General features: G+C 69.0%; 16 protein-coding genes and 1 tRNA gene. 8 read left to right on the top strand and 9 right to left on the bottom strand.

Annotated elements, in window-relative coordinates; all coding sequences use genetic code 11:
- Positions 1–5 precede the first annotated feature (5 nt).
- Together AB0C15_RS02700 and AB0C15_RS02695 are read right to left on the bottom strand one after the other, a co-directional pair.
- On the bottom strand, positions 6–635 hold the full coding sequence (locus AB0C15_RS02700) for a phosphatase PAP2 family protein (protein ID WP_357347999.1): 630 nt from the start codon (positions 633–635) through the stop codon (positions 6–8).
- A gap of 106 nt (positions 636–741) precedes the next feature.
- Complete coding sequence (locus AB0C15_RS02695; protein ID WP_357347997.1) at positions 742–1,203, bottom strand: hypothetical protein; 462 nt, start codon at positions 1,201–1,203, stop codon at positions 742–744.
- Between the two features lie 211 nt (positions 1,204–1,414).
- Between AB0C15_RS02695 and AB0C15_RS02690 the strand changes: the two genes are divergently transcribed.
- Together AB0C15_RS02690 and AB0C15_RS02685 are read left to right on the top strand one after the other, a co-directional pair.
- Positions 1,415–2,575 (top strand): low temperature requirement protein A, encoded by a 1,161-nt coding sequence (locus AB0C15_RS02690; RefSeq protein WP_357347995.1) that lies wholly within the window; start codon positions 1,415–1,417, stop codon positions 2,573–2,575.
- 73 nt (positions 2,576–2,648) lie between these two features.
- Positions 2,649–3,545 (top strand): helix-turn-helix domain-containing GNAT family N-acetyltransferase, encoded by an 897-nt coding sequence (locus AB0C15_RS02685; protein WP_357347993.1) that lies wholly within the window; start codon positions 2,649–2,651, stop codon positions 3,543–3,545.
- 96 nt (positions 3,546–3,641) lie between these two features.
- Here the strand turns inward: AB0C15_RS02685 and AB0C15_RS02680 are convergent, their stop codons facing one another.
- The 6 genes from AB0C15_RS02680 to AB0C15_RS02655 form a co-directional block, all read right to left on the bottom strand.
- Entirely contained in the window at positions 3,642–5,549 is a 1,908-nt protein-coding gene (locus tag AB0C15_RS02680; RefSeq protein ID WP_357347991.1) for an ABC transporter permease subunit, read from the bottom strand.
- A gap of 125 nt (positions 5,550–5,674) precedes the next feature.
- The gene (locus tag AB0C15_RS02675) at positions 5,675–7,105 is read right to left on the bottom strand and encodes an extracellular solute-binding protein (RefSeq protein WP_357347989.1); all 1,431 of its coding nucleotides are present in this window, start codon (positions 7,103–7,105) and stop codon (positions 5,675–5,677) included.
- A gap of 447 nt (positions 7,106–7,552) precedes the next feature.
- Complete coding sequence (locus AB0C15_RS02670; protein ID WP_357347987.1) at positions 7,553–8,323, bottom strand: IclR family transcriptional regulator; 771 nt, start codon at positions 8,321–8,323, stop codon at positions 7,553–7,555.
- A gap of 340 nt (positions 8,324–8,663) precedes the next feature.
- Positions 8,664–9,710, bottom strand: coding sequence for a hypothetical protein (locus AB0C15_RS02665; protein ID WP_357347985.1), 1,047 nt, complete (start codon positions 9,708–9,710; stop codon positions 8,664–8,666).
- 58 nt (positions 9,711–9,768) lie between these two features.
- The gene (locus AB0C15_RS02660) at positions 9,769–10,197 is read right to left on the bottom strand and encodes a hypothetical protein (protein WP_357347983.1); all 429 of its coding nucleotides are present in this window, start codon (positions 10,195–10,197) and stop codon (positions 9,769–9,771) included.
- Between the two features lie 72 nt (positions 10,198–10,269).
- Positions 10,270–10,836, bottom strand: a complete 567-nt coding sequence (locus AB0C15_RS02655) for a phospholipase A2 (RefSeq protein WP_357347981.1) — start codon at positions 10,834–10,836, stop codon at positions 10,270–10,272.
- Between the two features lie 105 nt (positions 10,837–10,941).
- Between AB0C15_RS02655 and AB0C15_RS02650 the strand changes: the two genes are divergently transcribed.
- The 3 genes from AB0C15_RS02650 to AB0C15_RS02640 are packed head-to-tail and all read left to right on the top strand — an operon-like array spanning position 10,942 to position 13,797.
- Positions 10,942–12,057 carry an ATP-binding protein gene (locus tag AB0C15_RS02650; protein WP_357347979.1) on the top strand — a complete coding sequence of 372 codons (1,116 nt, stop codon included), beginning with the start codon at positions 10,942–10,944 and terminating at the stop codon, positions 12,055–12,057.
- Positions 12,050–13,171 carry a hypothetical protein gene (locus AB0C15_RS02645; protein WP_357347977.1) on the top strand — a complete coding sequence of 374 codons (1,122 nt, stop codon included), beginning with the start codon at positions 12,050–12,052 and terminating at the stop codon, positions 13,169–13,171. The genes AB0C15_RS02650 and AB0C15_RS02645 overlap by 8 nt, the downstream gene beginning before the upstream one ends.
- Positions 13,144–13,797: a response regulator transcription factor gene (locus AB0C15_RS02640; RefSeq protein WP_357347975.1), complete on the top strand. Its 654-nt coding sequence runs from the start codon at positions 13,144–13,146 to the stop codon at positions 13,795–13,797. The genes AB0C15_RS02645 and AB0C15_RS02640 overlap by 28 nt, the downstream gene beginning before the upstream one ends.
- Positions 13,798–13,906: 109 nt before the next feature.
- Here the strand turns inward: AB0C15_RS02640 and AB0C15_RS02635 are convergent.
- Positions 13,907–13,978 (bottom strand) — tRNA-Lys (locus tag AB0C15_RS02635).
- Between the two features lie 219 nt (positions 13,979–14,197).
- Here AB0C15_RS02635 and AB0C15_RS02630 point away from each other — a divergent pair.
- The 3 genes from AB0C15_RS02630 (at position 14,198) to AB0C15_RS02620 (ending at position 17,018) form a co-directional block, all read left to right on the top strand.
- The gene (locus tag AB0C15_RS02630) at positions 14,198–14,593 is read left to right on the top strand and encodes a PadR family transcriptional regulator (protein ID WP_357347973.1); all 396 of its coding nucleotides are present in this window, start codon (positions 14,198–14,200) and stop codon (positions 14,591–14,593) included.
- Positions 14,590–15,639, top strand: coding sequence for a GlsB/YeaQ/YmgE family stress response membrane protein (locus AB0C15_RS02625; protein WP_357347971.1), 1,050 nt, complete (start codon positions 14,590–14,592; stop codon positions 15,637–15,639). The genes AB0C15_RS02630 and AB0C15_RS02625 overlap by 4 nt, the downstream gene beginning before the upstream one ends.
- Before the next feature lie 296 nt (positions 15,640–15,935).
- Positions 15,936–17,018 (top strand): NAD-dependent epimerase/dehydratase family protein, encoded by a 1,083-nt coding sequence (locus tag AB0C15_RS02620; protein WP_357347969.1) that lies wholly within the window; start codon positions 15,936–15,938, stop codon positions 17,016–17,018.
- The last annotated feature ends 90 nt before the right edge of the window (positions 17,019–17,108 follow it).

Genomic DNA, 17,108 nt, shown 5'->3' with positions numbered 1-17,108 from the left:
GTCGCTCAGGGGCGGGAGCGGCTGGCCAGTTTGGGGACCGGGCTGTCGGGGCGGTTGGCCCGACGGCGGAGCACCTCGGCTGTCGGTCGGGCCAGCAACGGGGTGGCCACCACGGCGACCAGGGCGCCGAAGAGTACGCCCGCGACCACGTCGTGCGGGTAGTGCACACCCACGAAGACCCGGGAGAAAGCGCCGAGCGCGGCCAGGGGCAGCGCGACCAGGCCGAGTCGGCGGGAGAGCAGCAGCGTGGTGACCGCCAGCGCCCCGGCGATGGTGGCGTGGTTGCTGGGGAACGACCAGTCGCCCGAGGGTGGACAGGTGCCCGCGATGATCTCCCGAGTGATCGTCCGGCAGGGGCGTTCCTCGTCCACCACGGTCTTGAAGAACTCGCTGCCGACGTACGCCAGGAGGGCTGGCACCGGCGCGACCAGGGCGAGTGCCCGGTCGTGCGGGCCACCGGACCGGCGGCTCAGCGCGGCCATCACCAGCAGCGCGCCGAGAAGAAGGATCACCCCCTCGGTGGCGTGGCCGACGAACCACTGCACCGGCTCTGGGCTGGCGGCGGCGGCGTCGACGACGTCGCTGTACCACTCGGCGCTGATCTCCGGAACGTCCATGCTGCCGTTGTCGAGCATGCATCACCTCACCATGCGTTCATACCCCGTTCATCGTGCGTACACCCTACGAACGCGGCAGACGGCATCGCTGCTGGCGAAGGTCAAGCGGTCTGCGCGACCTTCGTCAGGGGATCGGACCGCCGGCCATCCGCTCGCGGACGGCCTCAAGCGCCTCGAAGGCGTACGCCCAGTTGTGGCACTTGAAGCTGCGCAGACCGTCGATCGCGGTGTGACAGTCGGAGCAGCGGACGCCGGCGATGGAATCCGGGATCTCGGTGTTGACGTACTTGCGCTCGCCCAGGATGACCGTGGCGATCATGGCCTTGTCGTGCAGACCGGAGAGGGCCGACGAGACGATGTCGTACCAGGTGATCCGTCGGCGACACTTCGGGCAGTCGGGCTCGTCGCCGCTGACCCAGAGCGGGGCGCCGACGCTGCGCGCCGGCATGCCGAGCAGTTTCTCCAGCCGCCGGACGTCCGACTCGGGCGTGGTCCAGCGGTGTCGGCCGGGCAGTGATGCGGGCGAGTCGTACACGGCGCGGAACAGGTCGTGGTCGACCTGCACGGTCTCACGCTGAGCGGTCATCGGCGTCCCTCCTCGTTGAGTCGGTGCCCCCACCGTGGTCAGCGGTGACCATGGGCGCAGCCGGATCAACGACACGAGGGGTCCGTCGGTCGTCGCCGCGGCTGCCGGACATCGAATCCCCTCCGGCCCGCCAAGGGACCGCTTTCGCCTCCCGTGGTCGGGCTCGGGTGGTACGACGGTGTCAGGGCGTGCGCCAGCGGGAGGAGCGCCGATGGCGAGCAGACCCGAACGGTTGCTGCGGGGGAGCACGTCGCCGCTGAGCGCGTCGTTCCTGGAGCTGTTCTTCGATCTGGCGTTCGTGCTGGCCCTGAGCCAGTTGGCAGCTCACCTGCTGCACGACCTCACGCTTGCCGGCGCGCTGGGTACGGCCCTGCTGTTGGCCGGCATCTGGTGGATCTGGGTCCCCACCACCTGGTTCGCCGACTGGTACGACCCGGAGAGCCCGGCGGTGCGCTGGCTGCTGGTGTGGTCCGCGCTGGGCAGCCTGCTGGCCGGGGTGGCGATTCCGCAGGCGCTGGACGGGCGGGGTCTGCTCTTCGCCGGGGCGTACGTCTCGGTGCACATCGCCCGGGGTGTGGTCACCGCCGTCGGGCTGCGCGGTCATCCTCGGCAGCGCCGGACGCTGCGCATCCTCTGCTGGTTCAGCGTCTCCGCCGTACCGTGGCTCGCCGGTGGGTTTCTGCCGCAGTGGCGGGTACCGCTCTGGCTGCTCGCCCTGGCCCTCGACCTGACCGGTCCGCGACTCGGTTGGCCCACGCCGGGGATGGGCCGGACCAGGCGGGAGGAGTTGCACCTGGCCGGCGAGCACTTCGCCGAGCGGTACCAGCAAATCATGATCATCGCGCTCGGTGAACTGGTCCTGGTGGCTGGTCTCTCGTACGCCGGCACCGATCTGCACCTCCCGCAGACCGTCGCGTTCCTGCTGGTCTTCGCCATGGCCGTGCTGATCGGTCTGCTCTACGTCACCCCGGCCGGGCAGCGCCTCGGCCCGGCCATCGAGCACGCCGACCCGGCCCGGCTCGGCGTCATCACCGGGTACCTGCACCTGGTGATGATCGCCGGTCTGGTGGTCACCTCGGTCGGCGCCGAGCTGAGCATCGCCCACCCCACGCGGACCGGTGACCTGACGGCGGTCCTGGTCATCCTGAGCGGCCCGATGCTGTTCCTGCTCGGGCGGATCCTCTTCTCGGCGGCGATCCACCGGCGACTCTCCTGGCCCCGGGTCGCCGCCCTGCTGGTGCTCGCCGCCTCGCCGGCCGTCCTGCGGCTGCCGCTGTTGGCGGTCAGCGCGGTCGCCACCGGGGTGGCGCTGGTGGTGGTCGTCCTCGACCACGCCGGGATCGGCTCCTACCAGCATCGGGCTGGTGCGTAGGCCGGCACCGGGCTGGCGCATGGGCCGGCATCGGGCTGGCGCGCAGGCTAGAAGCCTGACTAAAGTCAGGTATATGGACTCGGCTCTCATCGCCGCCGTGCGGCGGTTCAACAGGACAGTCACCCAGCGGGTGGGCGCGCTCGACGACGAGTACATGGCCCAGGGGCGCCCCCTCGGGCAGGCCCGGCTGCTCTGGGAGATCGGCCCCGGCGGTGCCGAGGTCGCCACGCTACGGGCCCGGCTCGGTCTGGACTCCGGATACCTCAGCCGACTCCTGCGCACCCTCGAGAACGACGGCGTCGTCACGGTGGGACCCGTCGACCAGGCCGACGCCGACGGCCGGGTACGGGTCGCCACGCTTACCGACGCCGGCCGAACCCAGTGGGCCGACCTCGATAAACGATCGGACGACCTCGCCGCCTCGATCCTCGAACCGCTCACCGAACACCGCCGCGAACGACTCGTCGCCGCCATGGCCGAGGTCGAACGGCTGCTCGTCGGCTCGATGGTCGTCATCGGGCCCTGCCCGCCGAGCGATCCGCGAGCCCGCGCGTGCCTGCGGGCCTACGCCCGTGACATCTCGCGACGATTCGACGACGGCTTCGACCCCGCACTGAGCAACCCGGTCCAGGACGAAGCGCTCGTCCCGCCCAACGGAGTGCTCCTGCTCGCCACCCTCAACAGCGAACCGATCGGCTGCGGTGCGGTCAAGCTGCACCCCGACGCGCCCGCCGAGATCAAACGAGTGTGGGTGGCCGACACCGTACGCGGGCTCGGCGTCGGGCGGCGACTGCTTGGCGAGTTGGAACGGTACGCGGCAGAACGGGGTGCGACAGCCGTCCGGCTGGACACCAACCGCAACCTGACCGAGGCGATCGGCCTGTACCGGGCGACGGGTTACCGGGAGATCGAGGCGTACAACACCGAGCGCTACGCCCACCACTGGTTCGAGAAGCAGCTCGGGCGGTGAGGCGACGGCACCCTGACCCGACGCTTGCCGGAGCCGTCGTGAGGACGGGCCGTCGTCGGGCCGCTGGTGCGCGATCGGCACCAGCGGCCCGACGGCTCACCCCTTCACCGCTCCGGCGGTGAGACCTTCGGTCAGGAAGCGCTGCCCGAGGGCGTACATGATCACCACCGGGATGCTGACCAGCAGCGACGCCGCGGCGAGTTGTCCCTGCGGAACGACGTCCCCGGCGATCATCGACTGCATCCCCACCGGGAGCGTCTTGTACTCGTCCTTCGTGATGAACACGAAGGCGAAGAGGAACTCGTTCCAGGCGTTGGTCAGGGTGAAGAGCGCGACCGCAAGCAACCCCGGCTTGGCCAGCGGCAGCACCACCCGGCCGAACGCCTGCACGCGGCTGCAACCGTCGACGAGAGCGGCCTCCTCCAGCTCGATGGGGATCGACGAGAAGTACCCCACCAGCAGCCAGGTGGCGAACGGCAGCGTGAAGGTCGGGTACGTCAGCACCAACGACCACAGCGAGTCGGTGAGCCGGGCGCCGATGAGCATCTGGTACAGCGGGATGAAGAGCAGCGCGCCCGGCATCACGTAGGTGAGCAGCACCGTGACGGTGAAGCTCTGCGCACCGCGGAACCGCAGCCGGGCCAACGCGTAGCCCGCCAGCGCGGCGCAGACGAGTGCCACCGTGGTGGACGCCGCGGACACCAGCAGGGTGTTGAGGTACCAGCGGCCGAACGGCTGGTTGGCGAAGAGCGCACTGAACTGCTCCAGCGTCCACGGCGTCGGCCACAGGTCGTCGGTGCGCATGACGACCTGTCCCTCGGACTTGAAGGCCGTGACGGCGATCCAGTACAGCGGACCCAGCACGAAGAAGAGCAATCCGGCCAGCGCGACCCAGGACCCCGTGCCGGACAGCACCGACGACGACCGGCGACCACCCCGCGACTGGAGGGTCGAGACCAACCGACCGACCGCCGCCGCGATCAGCAGGATCACCCCGAGGACCACCGCCGCCTTCCAGAAGATCTCCGGCGATGCCCAGAGCAGCAGACCGGTGACGAGCGCGGTGGCTACCCACGGCAGGGCGCTCCGGGCCGTTCCGACCCACGGCTGTGTGCCGATCCAGCGCGCGGCTCGGCGGCGTCGGGGGAGTTTGATGGTGGTGTCCTGGCGCAACAACCGGACCAGGTAGAACACCAGCCCGCCGATGATCGGCAGCATGACGAGCGTGACCGCCGCGCCCGCGCCGTACTGCAACTGCAAGATCGCTTTCGAGTACGCGATGAGCACGTACGGCGCTGTCACGTCGCCCGGACCGCCCTGCGTCAGCAGCCAGACGAGGTCGAAGTTGTTGAACGTCCAGATCGACGACAGGGTCACCGTCACGGTGATCACGTGGCGCAGCCCCGGCAGCGTCACGTTCGCGAACCGCTGCCACGCCGAGGCCCCGTCGATCGTCGCCGCCTCGTAGAGATCCGCCGGGATGGCCTTCAACCCGGCGAGGAAGCACACGGTGAAGAACGGCACGCCCTTCCAGACGTTCACCAGGATCACCGACGGCATGGCCAGCGACGGGTCGGACAGCCAGCCTGCGGGCCAGCTGTCCACCAGATGCAGGCTGACCAGCAGCGGCCCGATCCCGGTGGCGGTGAGCAGCGTGTTGACGCTGCCGAAGATCGGGTCGAGCAGCGCACGCCAACTGAACGCCGTCACCACCGTCGGCACCACCCACGGCACCAGGAGCAACCCCGCCAGCACCGCGCGCCCGCGACGTCGGTGGTGCAGCAGCAGGGCCGCGGCCAGCCCGAGCACGACCTTGAAGATCTCGGCGTACGCGGTGAAGACGAACGAGTTCACCACGCCGGTGTGGAACTGGTCGTCGCCGACGAGCGCGACGTAGTTGTCCAGGCCGACGAAGACGGTGTCCTGCCCGTGCCGTTCGGTGGTGCTTGTGATGATCGACTTGGCGATCGGCACGAGGACGAGCCCGCCGACCAGCACGGCCATCGGCGTCAGGAACAGTGCCGCCAGCCGCCAGTCACGCCCCAGTCGCCGCTGGACCGCAGTGAGGGAGCCGGGTCCCGACGGCGGGGAGTTCCGCGCCGTCGGGACCCGTACAGGACGGACCGATCTCACTGTGGCAGCCCCTGCTGGTTGAAGATCTGCACCATCTTCGTGTGGGCGGCCGTCACGGCCTGCGCCGGCGCCGCACCCTGGACGACCTGCTGCATCATGTCGGTGAGGACGTAGGCCGCGCCGACGGCCTGCTGACCCGCACTGGCCTTCTGCGGGAAGGTCAGGCCGTTCTTCGTGTTCAGCGGCAGCTTCAGTTCAGTGATCTTCCGCAGCATGTTGAACGCCGGGTCGCCGCTGGTGAAGAACGGGTCGGCGTCCCACACCTTCTGCCAGGCGGGCATGACCAGGCCGGGCGCCTCCTTCGCCACCCCGAGCAGCGCGGGTGCGCTGACCAGGTACTGCGCCAGGAGCTTCGCGAGCGCGGAGTTCTTGGCGCCCTTGAAGACGACGAAGCCCTGCGACTGGCCGAGCAGGAGGGGGTTGTCGGTCGCCGGTCCGATGCAGTCGGAGAACACGTGGGTCTTCTCGTACACCGGGTTCTTCTTGGTCCGGGAGTCCGCGTAGACGCTGAACTGGTTACGGGTGTAGCCGAGGATTCCGGCGAGCCAGTTCTCGTTGTTGCTGGTGTCGGTCCAACTCGCGATCCCCGGCGGCAGCATCGGCTTGTACTTGGGGTTGGTGTAGATGTCGCCGAGGAAGGTCACCGCCTGCACCGTCTCGGGGGAGTTGAACGTGACCTTTCGGCCGTCGTTCGAGGCGATCGACCCGCCGTACGCGTTGATCAACGCCTCGATCATGCCGTTGCCGTCACCCGACCGGTTCACCGTCATGCCCCAGCCGAAGCGGCGCTTGCCCGGGTCGGAGATCTCCAGGCAGAGATCCCGCAGCTCCTCCCAGCTGTAGATGTCCTTCGGGGTGATGCCCTTGTCCTGCATCCAGTCCTTGCGCAGGAACGACCCGATCCCGATGAAGTGGTACGGGATCGCGTACCACTTGCCGTCGAAGACGCAGTAGTTCTTGGCCTCCGCGCAGGGCTCGCCGTACTTGGCGGTCAGCGCCTGGACGACGTCCGTCACGTCCTCCAGGTCGCCGAGCGCCTGGAACTGTGCGACGAACCGCGAGTCGGTCATGAACGCCAGATCGCGGGCCACCCCGCCCTCGACCTCGGCGTGGATCTTGGCCACCACGTCACCGGCGTCGGCCTGGACCAGGCTGTTCTCGATCTTCGTGCCGGTGGTGTCGGCGAACTTCTTGATCGAGCTGTCGAGGGCCTCGTTCGCCGCCGTCGAGTACAGCTTCTGCGACAGCATCCCCATCGAGGAGCCCTTCGCCGCCGCCGCGGCGTCGATCAGCTCCTGCGGAACCTCCGGCTGCACCTTCGAGGGTGGCTCGGAGTCGCCCCCACACGCGGCCAGACCGGCCGCGCCGAGCACACCCACCCCCATCCCCAGGACGCCGCGCCGTGACCACCCCGGTTTGATCTCCATGGACATTCGCCTCCTTCAAGTCCCCGTACCACCGCGCGCCGAAGGCGTGCCTGTGCTCCGGGTGTGCCTGTGCGGGCGACCGCGGACGCGTCGCCCGCATCGATCAGTGGGTTCGCGAACTACTCGCTGTCGACGTTCGTGGGCTTGCCGCGGTGACGACGGGCTCGCTCGTGCCGCTGCTCGCCTTGGCGCCGACCTGGCCACCGAGCGGGTCGCGCGAGAGAATCCGCGAGCCACTCGCCGGGTAGCGCGACGAGGTCGGGGCGATCGGCGACCGGGCCGAGGAAGCGGTGCTGACGTACCAGTTCGGTCGGGCCACGGGACCACCACCGTTCGAGATTTCGAACTGAGTTCGAGATTTCGTATCGAGTGGTCGCGACGCTAGGCCAGCGTCGTCAGAAATGTCAATGTTTCGATGTTGTTTCGAGCCGAAAACGGGAGGTCGGCCTACCGAGGCTGAACCCGGTAACCCATGCGAGCCGACAGCGCCGCCGCCCCCTCACGAACCAGCCCGGTCCACTCCACCTGTGCCTGCGGCGTCCACCGAATGATTGGTGCGGACAGGCTCATCGCCGCGATGGTGGCCCCGGAGTGGTCCCGGATCGCCGCAGCGACGCAGCGCATGGCGATGTCCGACTCGCCGACGTCGACCGCGATGCGCTCCACCCGGACACGATCGAGGTGCTCACGAAGAACGTCAGGGTCGGTGATGCTCTCCGGCGTCATGCCCGGCAGAGGATCCTTCAGCAGGACGGCGTCCAGGTCCTCCTGGCCGAGAGCCGACAGCAGTACCTTGCCGACGGCAGTGCAGTGGGCGGGCAGCCGCAGCCCGACACCGGAAACCATCCGGACAGGGTGCGTGCTGTCGAACTTCACCAGGTAGATGACGTCGGCCCCGTCGAGCACGGCCACGTGGACCGCCTCATCGCACGCGGCGGCGATGTCCCGCGCGACGCCCTGCGCCTCGCGTACCAGATCAAGCCGACCCGCGAACGCCGCACCCAACTGGAACAGCGGCATGCCGAGCCGGTACTGCACCGGCTGCCCCGGCACGGAGATCAGATAGGCGCGAGCCTCGAGCGTGACGAGCAACTCGTGGACGGTCGTGCGGGGCAGGTCGAGTCGCTCCATCACCTGCCGGGCCGACAGTTGAGGGCAGTCCAGGAACAGTTCGAGGACGTCGAGTGCGCGGATGACCGCCGGTACCACACGGGGCATGTCGATTGTCCCTTCGCAGTGCCGGACCCGTGTCAACGATCTCCACACGGGCCAGCACCTGAAGAGGATATCTACGTCAGCCCTCAGCGCCAGGTGCCGTACTCCTCAGCGTCCCGACCTGATTCGTCGCCGTCTGTCGGGCCGTCCTGATCCCGTACGTGCTTGACGCCGCCGGCGAGAATGCCGTCAGTGGGCCGGACACTGGACGACGTTACCGGCCCCGGCAGCGTCTTCCTGTGGGATCGGGTTACCGCAAGGGGCGCCGAATCTGCCCACGACCCCGTGGGCAGATTCGGCACACGCGCGGGCGCGGTGACCTGCACAGCCTTGGTGCTTCACATTACGGGTGCCAGGCCCAACTCTCGGTGCCCGGACAGTCGTTGTGGTCGAGCGGCATCATCGGCGGACTGGTCATGGCGTTCTTGAAGTTGCTGAACACAGCCTGATGTGCCATGCCGTCGTAGTTGCAGACGAGCACGCGGTCGCGTGGGCCGCCGTTGGTGCGTAGGTAGTCGAAGTACAGCGTCTGGATCCCGCGGTGGCTGTTACCTCCGTGAGTCCGCGCGCCGGCCAGGACGACGAGCTTGGCGTTCGGGTTGGCCTTGAGCCACTTGGTGAACAGTTGGCCGCGGTTGTTCTGCGTGTCGCAGGCGTTACCGAGTAGGTCGGCGTCGTTGCCCGGGTCGATCAGCAGGATGTAGTCGATCTCCTGCCAGCGCCCACCGCCCGGGTTTCCCTGCGTCGCCTCAAGCATGTACACCGGCCCGAGCCGGCCGATGCTCCAGCCAGCCGCCGTGGTGACATGCTTGTTGTTCGGCGCCAACCACGACGGGAAGCTGTTGGCGTTGGCGCTGCCGCAGGCCGTTGTGCTGGTCCACTGGTTGAACGTCCGGTGTATCGACGCCGGTGACGACTCGTCGCCGGTGCCGTTCGATTCGAAGTACACGGAGCCGTCGTAGGTGACCGGCGGCGGTGTGGCCGGCGGGTTGCCGTTGGCGTCGCATTCCGGCTCGCCGGGTGTCGGCTGGTTGGCGGTGTTGGGGGTGTTGGCATACCGGTCGGCGATCCAACCGACCTGTCCAGTCGCCGGGCCATTGAGCACGGTGACCCTGTGCCAGCGGCGGTTGTTGTACGGTCCGACCGCCTCGCCGTTCATGCCGCAGATCAGTTCGAACGAGTTGCCGTAGTACATGTATCGCTCGGTGATGCGCCGCACGTTGCCCATGCTCGTGCCGTCACGCAGGTAGATGCCGCTGTACGGGTCGTTGTCCGCATCGACGGCCTGATAGACCAGGCCGGTGCCGGCGGACGCCGGGGATGGTGCGAGCGCAGTAGCGGCGGTAACGAGGATCGCAATGGCGGTTGCCAGGCGGCTGATCCTTTTCACATCGGGTTCCTTTCTGGGGATGTGGGCGGCCGGCGGACCGAGGTCCGCCGGCCGGGTGTCAGCGTTTGATCTGCACGCAGGCGGGTGAAACCTGGCTGCCGTCGGTCCAACGGGCCGCGACGCACACCCAGCTGCCGTTGGCGAGGTTGCGGTTGATGTCCAGCCGGACCTGGGTGGTATCCGACGGAGTACCCGGGTCGCCGTGACCTCGGTAGTAGATGCCGTCGCCCCAGACCTCGATTTCCAGGTACTGGCCGGTCGTGTAGCGGATCGTGCCGACGATGTAGTTCACGTAGGTGCCGCTGCCATTGACGTAGACGCAGCGGTCGACTGGCCGGCCACCATGGGTGCACCCAGAGGCGCTGGCCGCAGCGGGCTGTACCGCGCCTACGAGCCAAACGGCGGTCAGGGCCAGCGTGGCTAGGATTGCGCGGATCATGAGCAGTGCGCGTTTCGTCGATACTGAGGCTTCGGTCTCGATAGCCATCTCCACGTCCTTTCCGGTCATTGCGTGGTCTGGCAAGTATGTGGACGCCATTCAGGGGGTCGGGTCGGGTGTTCACCCCACAACGCGAGACGGATACCGCCAGTCGTTCGCCAGCCGCACTGCGGTGTACATGGCGTCGGCTTCCTTGAAGCACGCCTGCAAGTTGGCATACTGGGTCCAGTCGCTGAACCGATAATTGCAAATCCCTTTCATCTCCGCCACGAACCGGTCGTCGATCCATCTGCGGGTGTTCTCGTCTCGACCGAGGGTCAGCCCTTTGCCAAAGTTCCGGTATCCGAAGTCATGTAGTTGGCAGGCGGGGTCGAACAACCTCCCCCAACTCGGCGGCGTCGGTGGGCTGCAACTGTCGCTGGTCCAGTCGAATCGCTGGTACGGGTTGGGCTTGGTGCAGGTAGCGAGTTGTCCGCACCCGGCCCCGAGGAAGTTCGCCTTCCGTGTCGCGAACTGATCATTTCGCAGCGCGACGGTCTCCTTCGCGTAGCGGATCTGTTCGGCCCGGTCGGTGGCCGCATCGGCAAACGCGGGAGAGGTCGAGAAAACGATCATTCCGGCCGCCAGGGACGCGATCAACGCGCGGCCGGTGCGGCGGATTCGGCCGATCATCAGGTGGTATTCCATGCGTTCAGATATTGCGTCATCCACCGATAAGCTCTGTCGGCTGTTCACCCGACACGATTCCGCGCGATGCGGGTTACCGTGTCGAGTGTGGAAGGTGACGCGGTCATGGGTCTGCGGAGGGCGGGCCGGCACTACGCGGCGGCAATCAGAATAATTACGCTGCCGGTCGCGGCCGTCGTCGCCATTGCGGCGGCCGGCGACGCCCACACCCGTGCCGCCGCCGTATTAGCGTGGACGGCCGTCGGCCTCTGGAGCATCGTGTACGTGCCGTTCGTCATCCGAACACACCTGCGCTGGCCCACCGTCGTCGACGGCCTGGTCCTGACTGCTCTGGCAATCGCCACGCCATGGGCCGTGCCGCAGTCGTGGCTGAGCACCGGCAAGTCGTGGGTCGTGCCCTTCTGCACCTTCGCGTGCGTGGCGTACCAGTACTACGAACGCTGGACGCTCGGCGGTGGCGTGGCGCTCGTGGTCGCGGCGGGCATGGTCACCGGCACTGCGGTCGGTCGGCCCGACGGTGCGGTGATCGATGGGCTCATCACGGCATGCTGGTCGCTGGTCGTCACCGCGCTCGCCCGTCTGCTGTGGACCCTCGTGCACCGCGGCGGCGCACAGGCCGACGCGGCTGTCGCCGATGCGGCGGTCGCCGTCCGCGAGCGTGCGGTCTCGGCCAGGATCCGGGTCGATGAGCTGTTCACCAACCGAAAGCTGCACGACACTTCCGCCACGACACTGTTACTCGCTGGTCTCGGGCAGACCGCGGCCATGGCCGATCTGATGAGCAGACGGGCCAAGCGTGACCTGGAGTTCCTCAGTGTCCTGCGCAGCAACGTGATCCCGCCGCAGTCCGATCTGATCGATCTGCTCCGCGACGTGGCGGACGCCAGCCCGCTCGACGTGCGCTGGATCGCCGACGAGCGAGCATCTCTCGACGCTTCGGTCGCGCACGCTCTCGCCGACGCGGCCGGGGAAGCGCTGACCAACACCGCACGCCACTCCGGCGCAACCGTCGCCACCCTGTCGGTCAGCAGACTGGCCGACGGGGTCCGGGTCGAGGTTCGCGATGCCGGCCGGGGGTTCGAGCTAGCGGCCGTGCCCAGCACTCGCCGCGGCGTCCGCGAGTCGATCATCGACCGAGTCAATGCGGCGGGTGGGGTGGCCGTGGTGGACTCCGTTGCAGGCCACGGCACCACCGTGCGGCTGGAGTGGCATCGTGCCTGAGTCACCGGTAGGCGAAAGCCTCGGACGCACCACCGAACGACTGCTGCGCGGCCTCAGGCTGGCCGTGCTGGTGGTCACCGTGACAGTCCTGCTGATTCCGCTCAGCTTCGTTCGCCACCTGAACGTCTACCAGCCGTTGTGGCCACAGTTGGTCGCCTACGGAATCCTGCTGGCGATCGTCGCCGCCGAGGCCGTCCTCGTCGTGAAGCAAAGGTCCTGGCCGGCCATCCGCTGGGCAGTGCTCGCCGTGGCGCTCGGTGCTGCCCTGCTCTCCCGGGCGTTCCTGCCCTCGGGTGCGACCGTCTCCGCCGCCGACTGGGTGTTCGGCGCGCTTGGTTGGATGGGTGTGATCTTGCTGCTGGACCGGTCGCTGTGGTACCTGATCGCGTTCCTGGCTCTGCACGAGGCAGGCACGGTCGCCAAGGTGCTCGTTACCGGCCCCGCCACCAGCGACGTGCTGCTCAACCTGGCGGCCGGCTCGCTGGGCACCATCGGGTACCCGCTGGCCAGCGGCATCGCCGCCCTCGCGCTGCGGAGGGTGGCTGTCACCGCGGACCGAGCGTCCCAGCAAGCCGAGGAAACCCGGACCGCGAATGCCGTCGAGGCGGAGGTCCACGCGCATCGGCAGCGTCGCTTCGCCGACCTGTACGAGGCGGCCAGCCCGCTGCTGCAGGGGATAGCCGAACGGACCATCGACCTGGAGGCCGCAGGCGTGCGGCACCGATGCGCCGTCGAGGCAGCACGGATGCGGCGGCTGTTCGCCGAGACGGACACGGCTGCAAATCCGCTCGTACACGAGCTGACACAGTCCGCGGACGTGGCGACCCGTAAAGGCGTGGTCGTTGATTTGGAGGCCCGAGGCGCCTGGCCGGATATGCCAGTGTCGATCCGGAGGGCTCTCACCGAACCGATCGTGACGGCGATGTCGACGGCGGTCTCCGAAGCACGGATCACAGTCGTCGGCACCCCTGGCGTGGTGTCGGTCAACGTCGTCGCCGACTGCGCTCCGGTCGACACCGCCAGCGGCGGCTCCCCCGTGCGTGTCAGCAGCCTCAACGAAAACGGATTCACCTGGGTGGAGGTGCAGTGGACGACAACGCCATCACCGTCGTGATCATCGATGACCACGAGGTCGTACCCGTCGGCGTCGGGGTTTGGTGCGCCCAGGCCGAGCCGCCCATCCAGATCATCGATGACGCCACCAGGATCAGTGCCGCGTGGACCGGGCCGGGGGCACAGGCCGACGTGGTCATCATGGACCTCGGCCTGCAGGACGGCCGCCAGGCATTCAACGATCTGCGCCGGCTCGCGGAATCTCGCCGCCACGTCGTCGTCTACACCCAGGACGCGAGCAGCAAGACCGCGATGAAGTGCATCGACCTCGGCGCACTCGCCTACGTCACCAAGAAGGAAGGGCCACAGCACCTGGTCGCCGCGATCCGCGCGGCGGCACAGGGCCTGCCGTACACCCCGCCCTCGCTGAGCGGCGCCATCGCCGCCGACGACGACCCGAACCGCCCGAAGCTCCCGCCGCGGGAGATCGACGCACTGCGGGCCTGGTGCGGATCGCGCTCGAAACCCATGGCGGCCCGCTCCCTTGGTATCTCGGAGAGCACCCTTGAGACCTACATCGAGCGCGCCCGGGTGCGGTATGCCAGCGCCGGCCGTCCCGCGCCCACGAAAGCCGCACTCATGGCCAGGGCGGTTGAGGACGGCCTGATCAACCTGGACGACCTGTGAGCGGGTGGGAGCCGCTTGACGCGTCTGGGTGACGGCATGCCTGGACAAAACACTGTCCGTGCCCAGCCGACTTTGCGACCCCGTAGAGGGCCGCTGAGCTGGAACGGAGTGGGCCGCCAGGGACTCGAACCCTGAACCTATGGATTAAAAGTCCACAGCTCTGCCATTGAGCTAGCGGCCCGCGCGCTCAGATTACCCGACCGTCTGCGCCCCGGCTGATGTCCGCCCCCTGGTCCGGCGGAGCGATGCCGGTCTACGCCCGCGACGGCAGGCCCCGTTGCTGATGCAGGCCAGGCGACCCGCCGGCCCATGAGGTTCGCGTCCACGGCCGCCGACCTCTACGGCAGACTTCCGGGCCACTTCGTCAACGATATAGCTTCGTCACCGTTATATTGACCTCATGGCCACACCAACGCCGCTGCGGGAACCCACCTTCCTGATCCTCACCGCACTCGCGCGGGAGCCCATGCACGGCTACGGGATCATCAGCGACGTCGCGGCCCTCTCCGGTGGGGGGTTGGCACTGCGTCCCGGCACCCTCTACGGCGCACTCGACCGCCTTGCCGACGAGGGGTTGGTCGAGCGGGACCGCGAGGAGGTCGTCGAGGGTCGACTACGCCGCTACTACCGGCTCACCGAAGCGGGCCGGTCCGTGCTCACCGCCGAGACCGAACGACTGCGCCGCAACGTCGAGGCCGCCACCCAGCGGCTGCGTGCGCAACCTGCGGGCACCCGCGGCACCTCCCGCGGGCCGGCCGCCCGCCCCATCCTCCGACCGGCCGGAGGCCCGGCATGAACCAGCCCAACCACGCTCAGGAACAGGCCGGGTCGCCGCTGGAGTCCCGCTACCGGCGGCTGCTGTGGGCCTACCCGGGTGACTACCAGGCTGAGCGGGGCGACGAGATCGTCGGCACGTACCTCGACACGGTCGAACCGGGGCGGCGCTGGCCATCCCCACACGACGCCGTCGACCTGCTCGGCGCCGGGCTCCGGGAGCGACTGCGCGGGTACGGCGCTCTCGGGCTGGTTGCGGCTCTTCCGCTGGCCGCCACCGCCGCGCTGAACACACTGGTCGCGGTGTCCGCCTTCCTGCTCCTGCAGGTCGAGTTCGAAGATCCCCGCTTCGCCGGGCTGGATCCGGTCGGCCCGTTCCAGACCTTCGGCGCCGTGATCTGGCTGGCCTGGCTGCTCGTCGGCCTCACCGCCACGGTGCTGCCCGGGGCCTGGGCCCGCTCGGTCGCGGCTGGCGGTCTCCTGCTGACCGTCACCGTGCCACCCGTGGCTGCCATCACCGGGCAGCCTGGGCCGCCGCTGTTCGTGCTGGTCCCCGTCGTCGTGCTCGGCCTGACCACGCTCGCGCTGCCCTCCCATCCCGGCTGGGTGGCCCGAAGCCTGCCGCTGCTCACGGCCGGCTGTGTGACGACCGCATCGGGGGCGTTCAACGCAGCCGAGCACGGCGGGAGCATGTTCACCTCGTACGGCTCCACGCCCGAGCTGTTGGCGATGGTCGGGGGGTTGATGTTCGCGCTGGTCCTGCTCGTCGGCCTCGGTCGCGCCCTGCGAGCCGACGACGCCGGTCTCTGGGCGGCCCTGCTACTCGCCACCCCGGCCGGCCTGTTCGGTGCCAATCAGCTCAGCCAGGGGATCTGGGGCAGCCAGGGCGGCTGGCCGACCTCGGTGGCCTACGCCGTCACGACCGGTTCGATCCTTCTCGTCGGCACGGCGCTGCCGGCATTGGCCCTCGCCGGCCAGGCCACACGCCACCAGGCCGTACGTCGACGAGCGCTCGACAACGCCTGCCCGACCTGCGGACACCGCTCGACCGCGACGACTCGGGCCTGAACTTCGGGCACGGCCTCCAGCCGGCGGGGGTCCGAGTTGCGGCGGCGGTGATGCGGGGCAAGGAAAAGCACGGCTGGGTACGGGACTCCCCTCGCCCTTGATCGACTCGGGGTGCAGGAAGTCGGGCTGTCGTAAGCGCGTGGACGCCCCGACTTTCCGGAAGTCGAGTGGATCAAGCCCTCGGGCGACGGGCCGTGGGCGACTGTGGTGGGCGGTGGGTCGTGGGCGGCGGGCGATCGGCCCTGGGCGGCGCCGGTGGGTGGTTGAGCTGCGGCTGGGCGGGTACGGGGTCGGGCATGCGGATCGTGGTGGTGGGGGCGAGCGGCAACGTCGGTACGGCAGTACTGCGGCGGCTGCGCCGGGAACGGGGCGTGGAGCTGGCCGGGGTCGTTCGGCGGTTGCCCGGCCCGGACGCCGGCGAGCCGTACGACCAGGTTGAGTGGCATTCCTGCGACATCGGCGCTCCGGGCGCGGCCGGGCAGCTCGCCGAGGTCTTCGCGGGCGCCGACGCGGTGGTGCACCTGGCCTGGCAGATCCAGCCCAGCCACGACCAGCGGGTGCTGCGCCGGACCAACGTCGAGGGCAGCCGGGCGGTGATCAACGCGGTGGTCCAGGCCGGGGTGCCGGCCCTGGTGTACGCCTCGTCGGTCGGCACCTACGCACCCGGCCCGAAGGACCACCCGATCAGCGAGCGGTGGCCGGCCACCGGGGTGGCCGGCTCGTCGTACAGCGAGCACAAGGCGGAGGTGGAGGCGCTGCTGGACGAGGTCGAGCGGGATCACCCGACGCTGCGGGTGGTGCGGATGCGACCCGGACTGATCTTCCAGCGGGCTGCCGGTGCGGAGATCACGCGGTACTTCCTCGGCCCGCTCGCGCCGGTGCGGCTGCTGCGCTTCGGCCGGATCCCCCTCGTACCGACGAACCGCCGCCTGCGGATGCAGGCGGTGCACGCCGACGACGTGGCCGATGCGTACGCCCGGGCGGTGTTGGGTGATGCGCGCGGCGCCTTCAATGTCGCCGCGGACCCGGTGCTCACTCCGGAGCTGGTGGCCCGGCACTTCCATGGTTGGACGGTGCCGGTCGCCGCCCCGGTGCTGCGGGCGGCGGCGGCGCTGACCTGGCGGGCGCGGCTGCAACCGGTCGACGCGGGCTGGGTGGAGCTGGGTCTGAACGCCCCGCTGATGTCCAGCGAGCGCGCGGAGACCGAGCTGGGGTGGCAGCCCAAGATCAGTGCGCTGACGGCGCTTCAGGAACTCTTCGCCGGCATGGCCGACGGCGATCACACGGCGAGCCCACCGATGTCCGGCGCGCGAGACCTGCCCGGCCGCCCCGCCGCCCTCCTCCACGCCCGCCCTCCAGGCGAACAAAACCCCTACTGACCACCCACCCCACCCACCCCTCCAGCTTGGTTGATCAAGAGCTTTCGGTCATTCGCGCGGCGTTTTCTGACCGAAAGCTCTTGATCACCA

Origin of the sequence: Micromonospora sp. NPDC048835, from assembly GCF_040649995.1 — a bacterium.
Lineage (GTDB): Bacteria > Actinomycetota > Actinomycetes > Mycobacteriales > Micromonosporaceae > Micromonospora.
Note: the sequence above shows the minus strand (reverse complement) of the source record. Positions and strands in the feature narration are given on the sequence as shown.

Excerpts from the sequence above, each read along its gene's own strand:
- AB0C15_RS02695 (WP_357347997.1), bottom strand. The coding sequence starts at position 1,203 with ATGACCGCTCAGCGTGAGACCGTGCAGGTCGACCACGACCTGTTCCGC.
- AB0C15_RS02690 (WP_357347995.1), top strand. The coding sequence starts at position 1,415 with ATGGCGAGCAGACCCGAACGGTTGCTGCGGGGGAGCACGTCGCCGCTG.
- AB0C15_RS02700 (WP_357347999.1), bottom strand. The coding sequence starts at position 635 with ATGCTCGACAACGGCAGCATGGACGTTCCGGAGATCAGCGCCGAGTGG.
- AB0C15_RS02655 (WP_357347981.1), bottom strand. The coding sequence starts at position 10,836 with ATGGAATACCACCTGATGATCGGCCGAATCCGCCGCACCGGCCGCGCG.
- AB0C15_RS02620 (WP_357347969.1), top strand. The coding sequence starts at position 15,936 with ATGCGGATCGTGGTGGTGGGGGCGAGCGGCAACGTCGGTACGGCAGTA.
- AB0C15_RS02670 (WP_357347987.1), bottom strand. The coding sequence starts at position 8,323 with ATGCCCCGTGTGGTACCGGCGGTCATCCGCGCACTCGACGTCCTCGAA.
- AB0C15_RS02680 (WP_357347991.1), bottom strand. The coding sequence starts at position 5,549 with ATGGCCGTGCTGGTCGGCGGGCTCGTCCTCGTGCCGATCGCCAAGTCG.
- AB0C15_RS02625 (WP_357347971.1), top strand. The coding sequence starts at position 14,590 with ATGAACCAGCCCAACCACGCTCAGGAACAGGCCGGGTCGCCGCTGGAG.
- AB0C15_RS02685 (WP_357347993.1), top strand. The coding sequence starts at position 2,649 with ATGGACTCGGCTCTCATCGCCGCCGTGCGGCGGTTCAACAGGACAGTC.
- AB0C15_RS02675 (WP_357347989.1), bottom strand. The coding sequence starts at position 7,105 with ATGGAGATCAAACCGGGGTGGTCACGGCGCGGCGTCCTGGGGATGGGG.
- AB0C15_RS02650 (WP_357347979.1), top strand. The coding sequence starts at position 10,942 with ATGGGTCTGCGGAGGGCGGGCCGGCACTACGCGGCGGCAATCAGAATA.
- AB0C15_RS02660 (WP_357347983.1), bottom strand. The coding sequence starts at position 10,197 with ATGGCTATCGAGACCGAAGCCTCAGTATCGACGAAACGCGCACTGCTC.
- AB0C15_RS02630 (WP_357347973.1), top strand. The coding sequence starts at position 14,198 with ATGGCCACACCAACGCCGCTGCGGGAACCCACCTTCCTGATCCTCACC.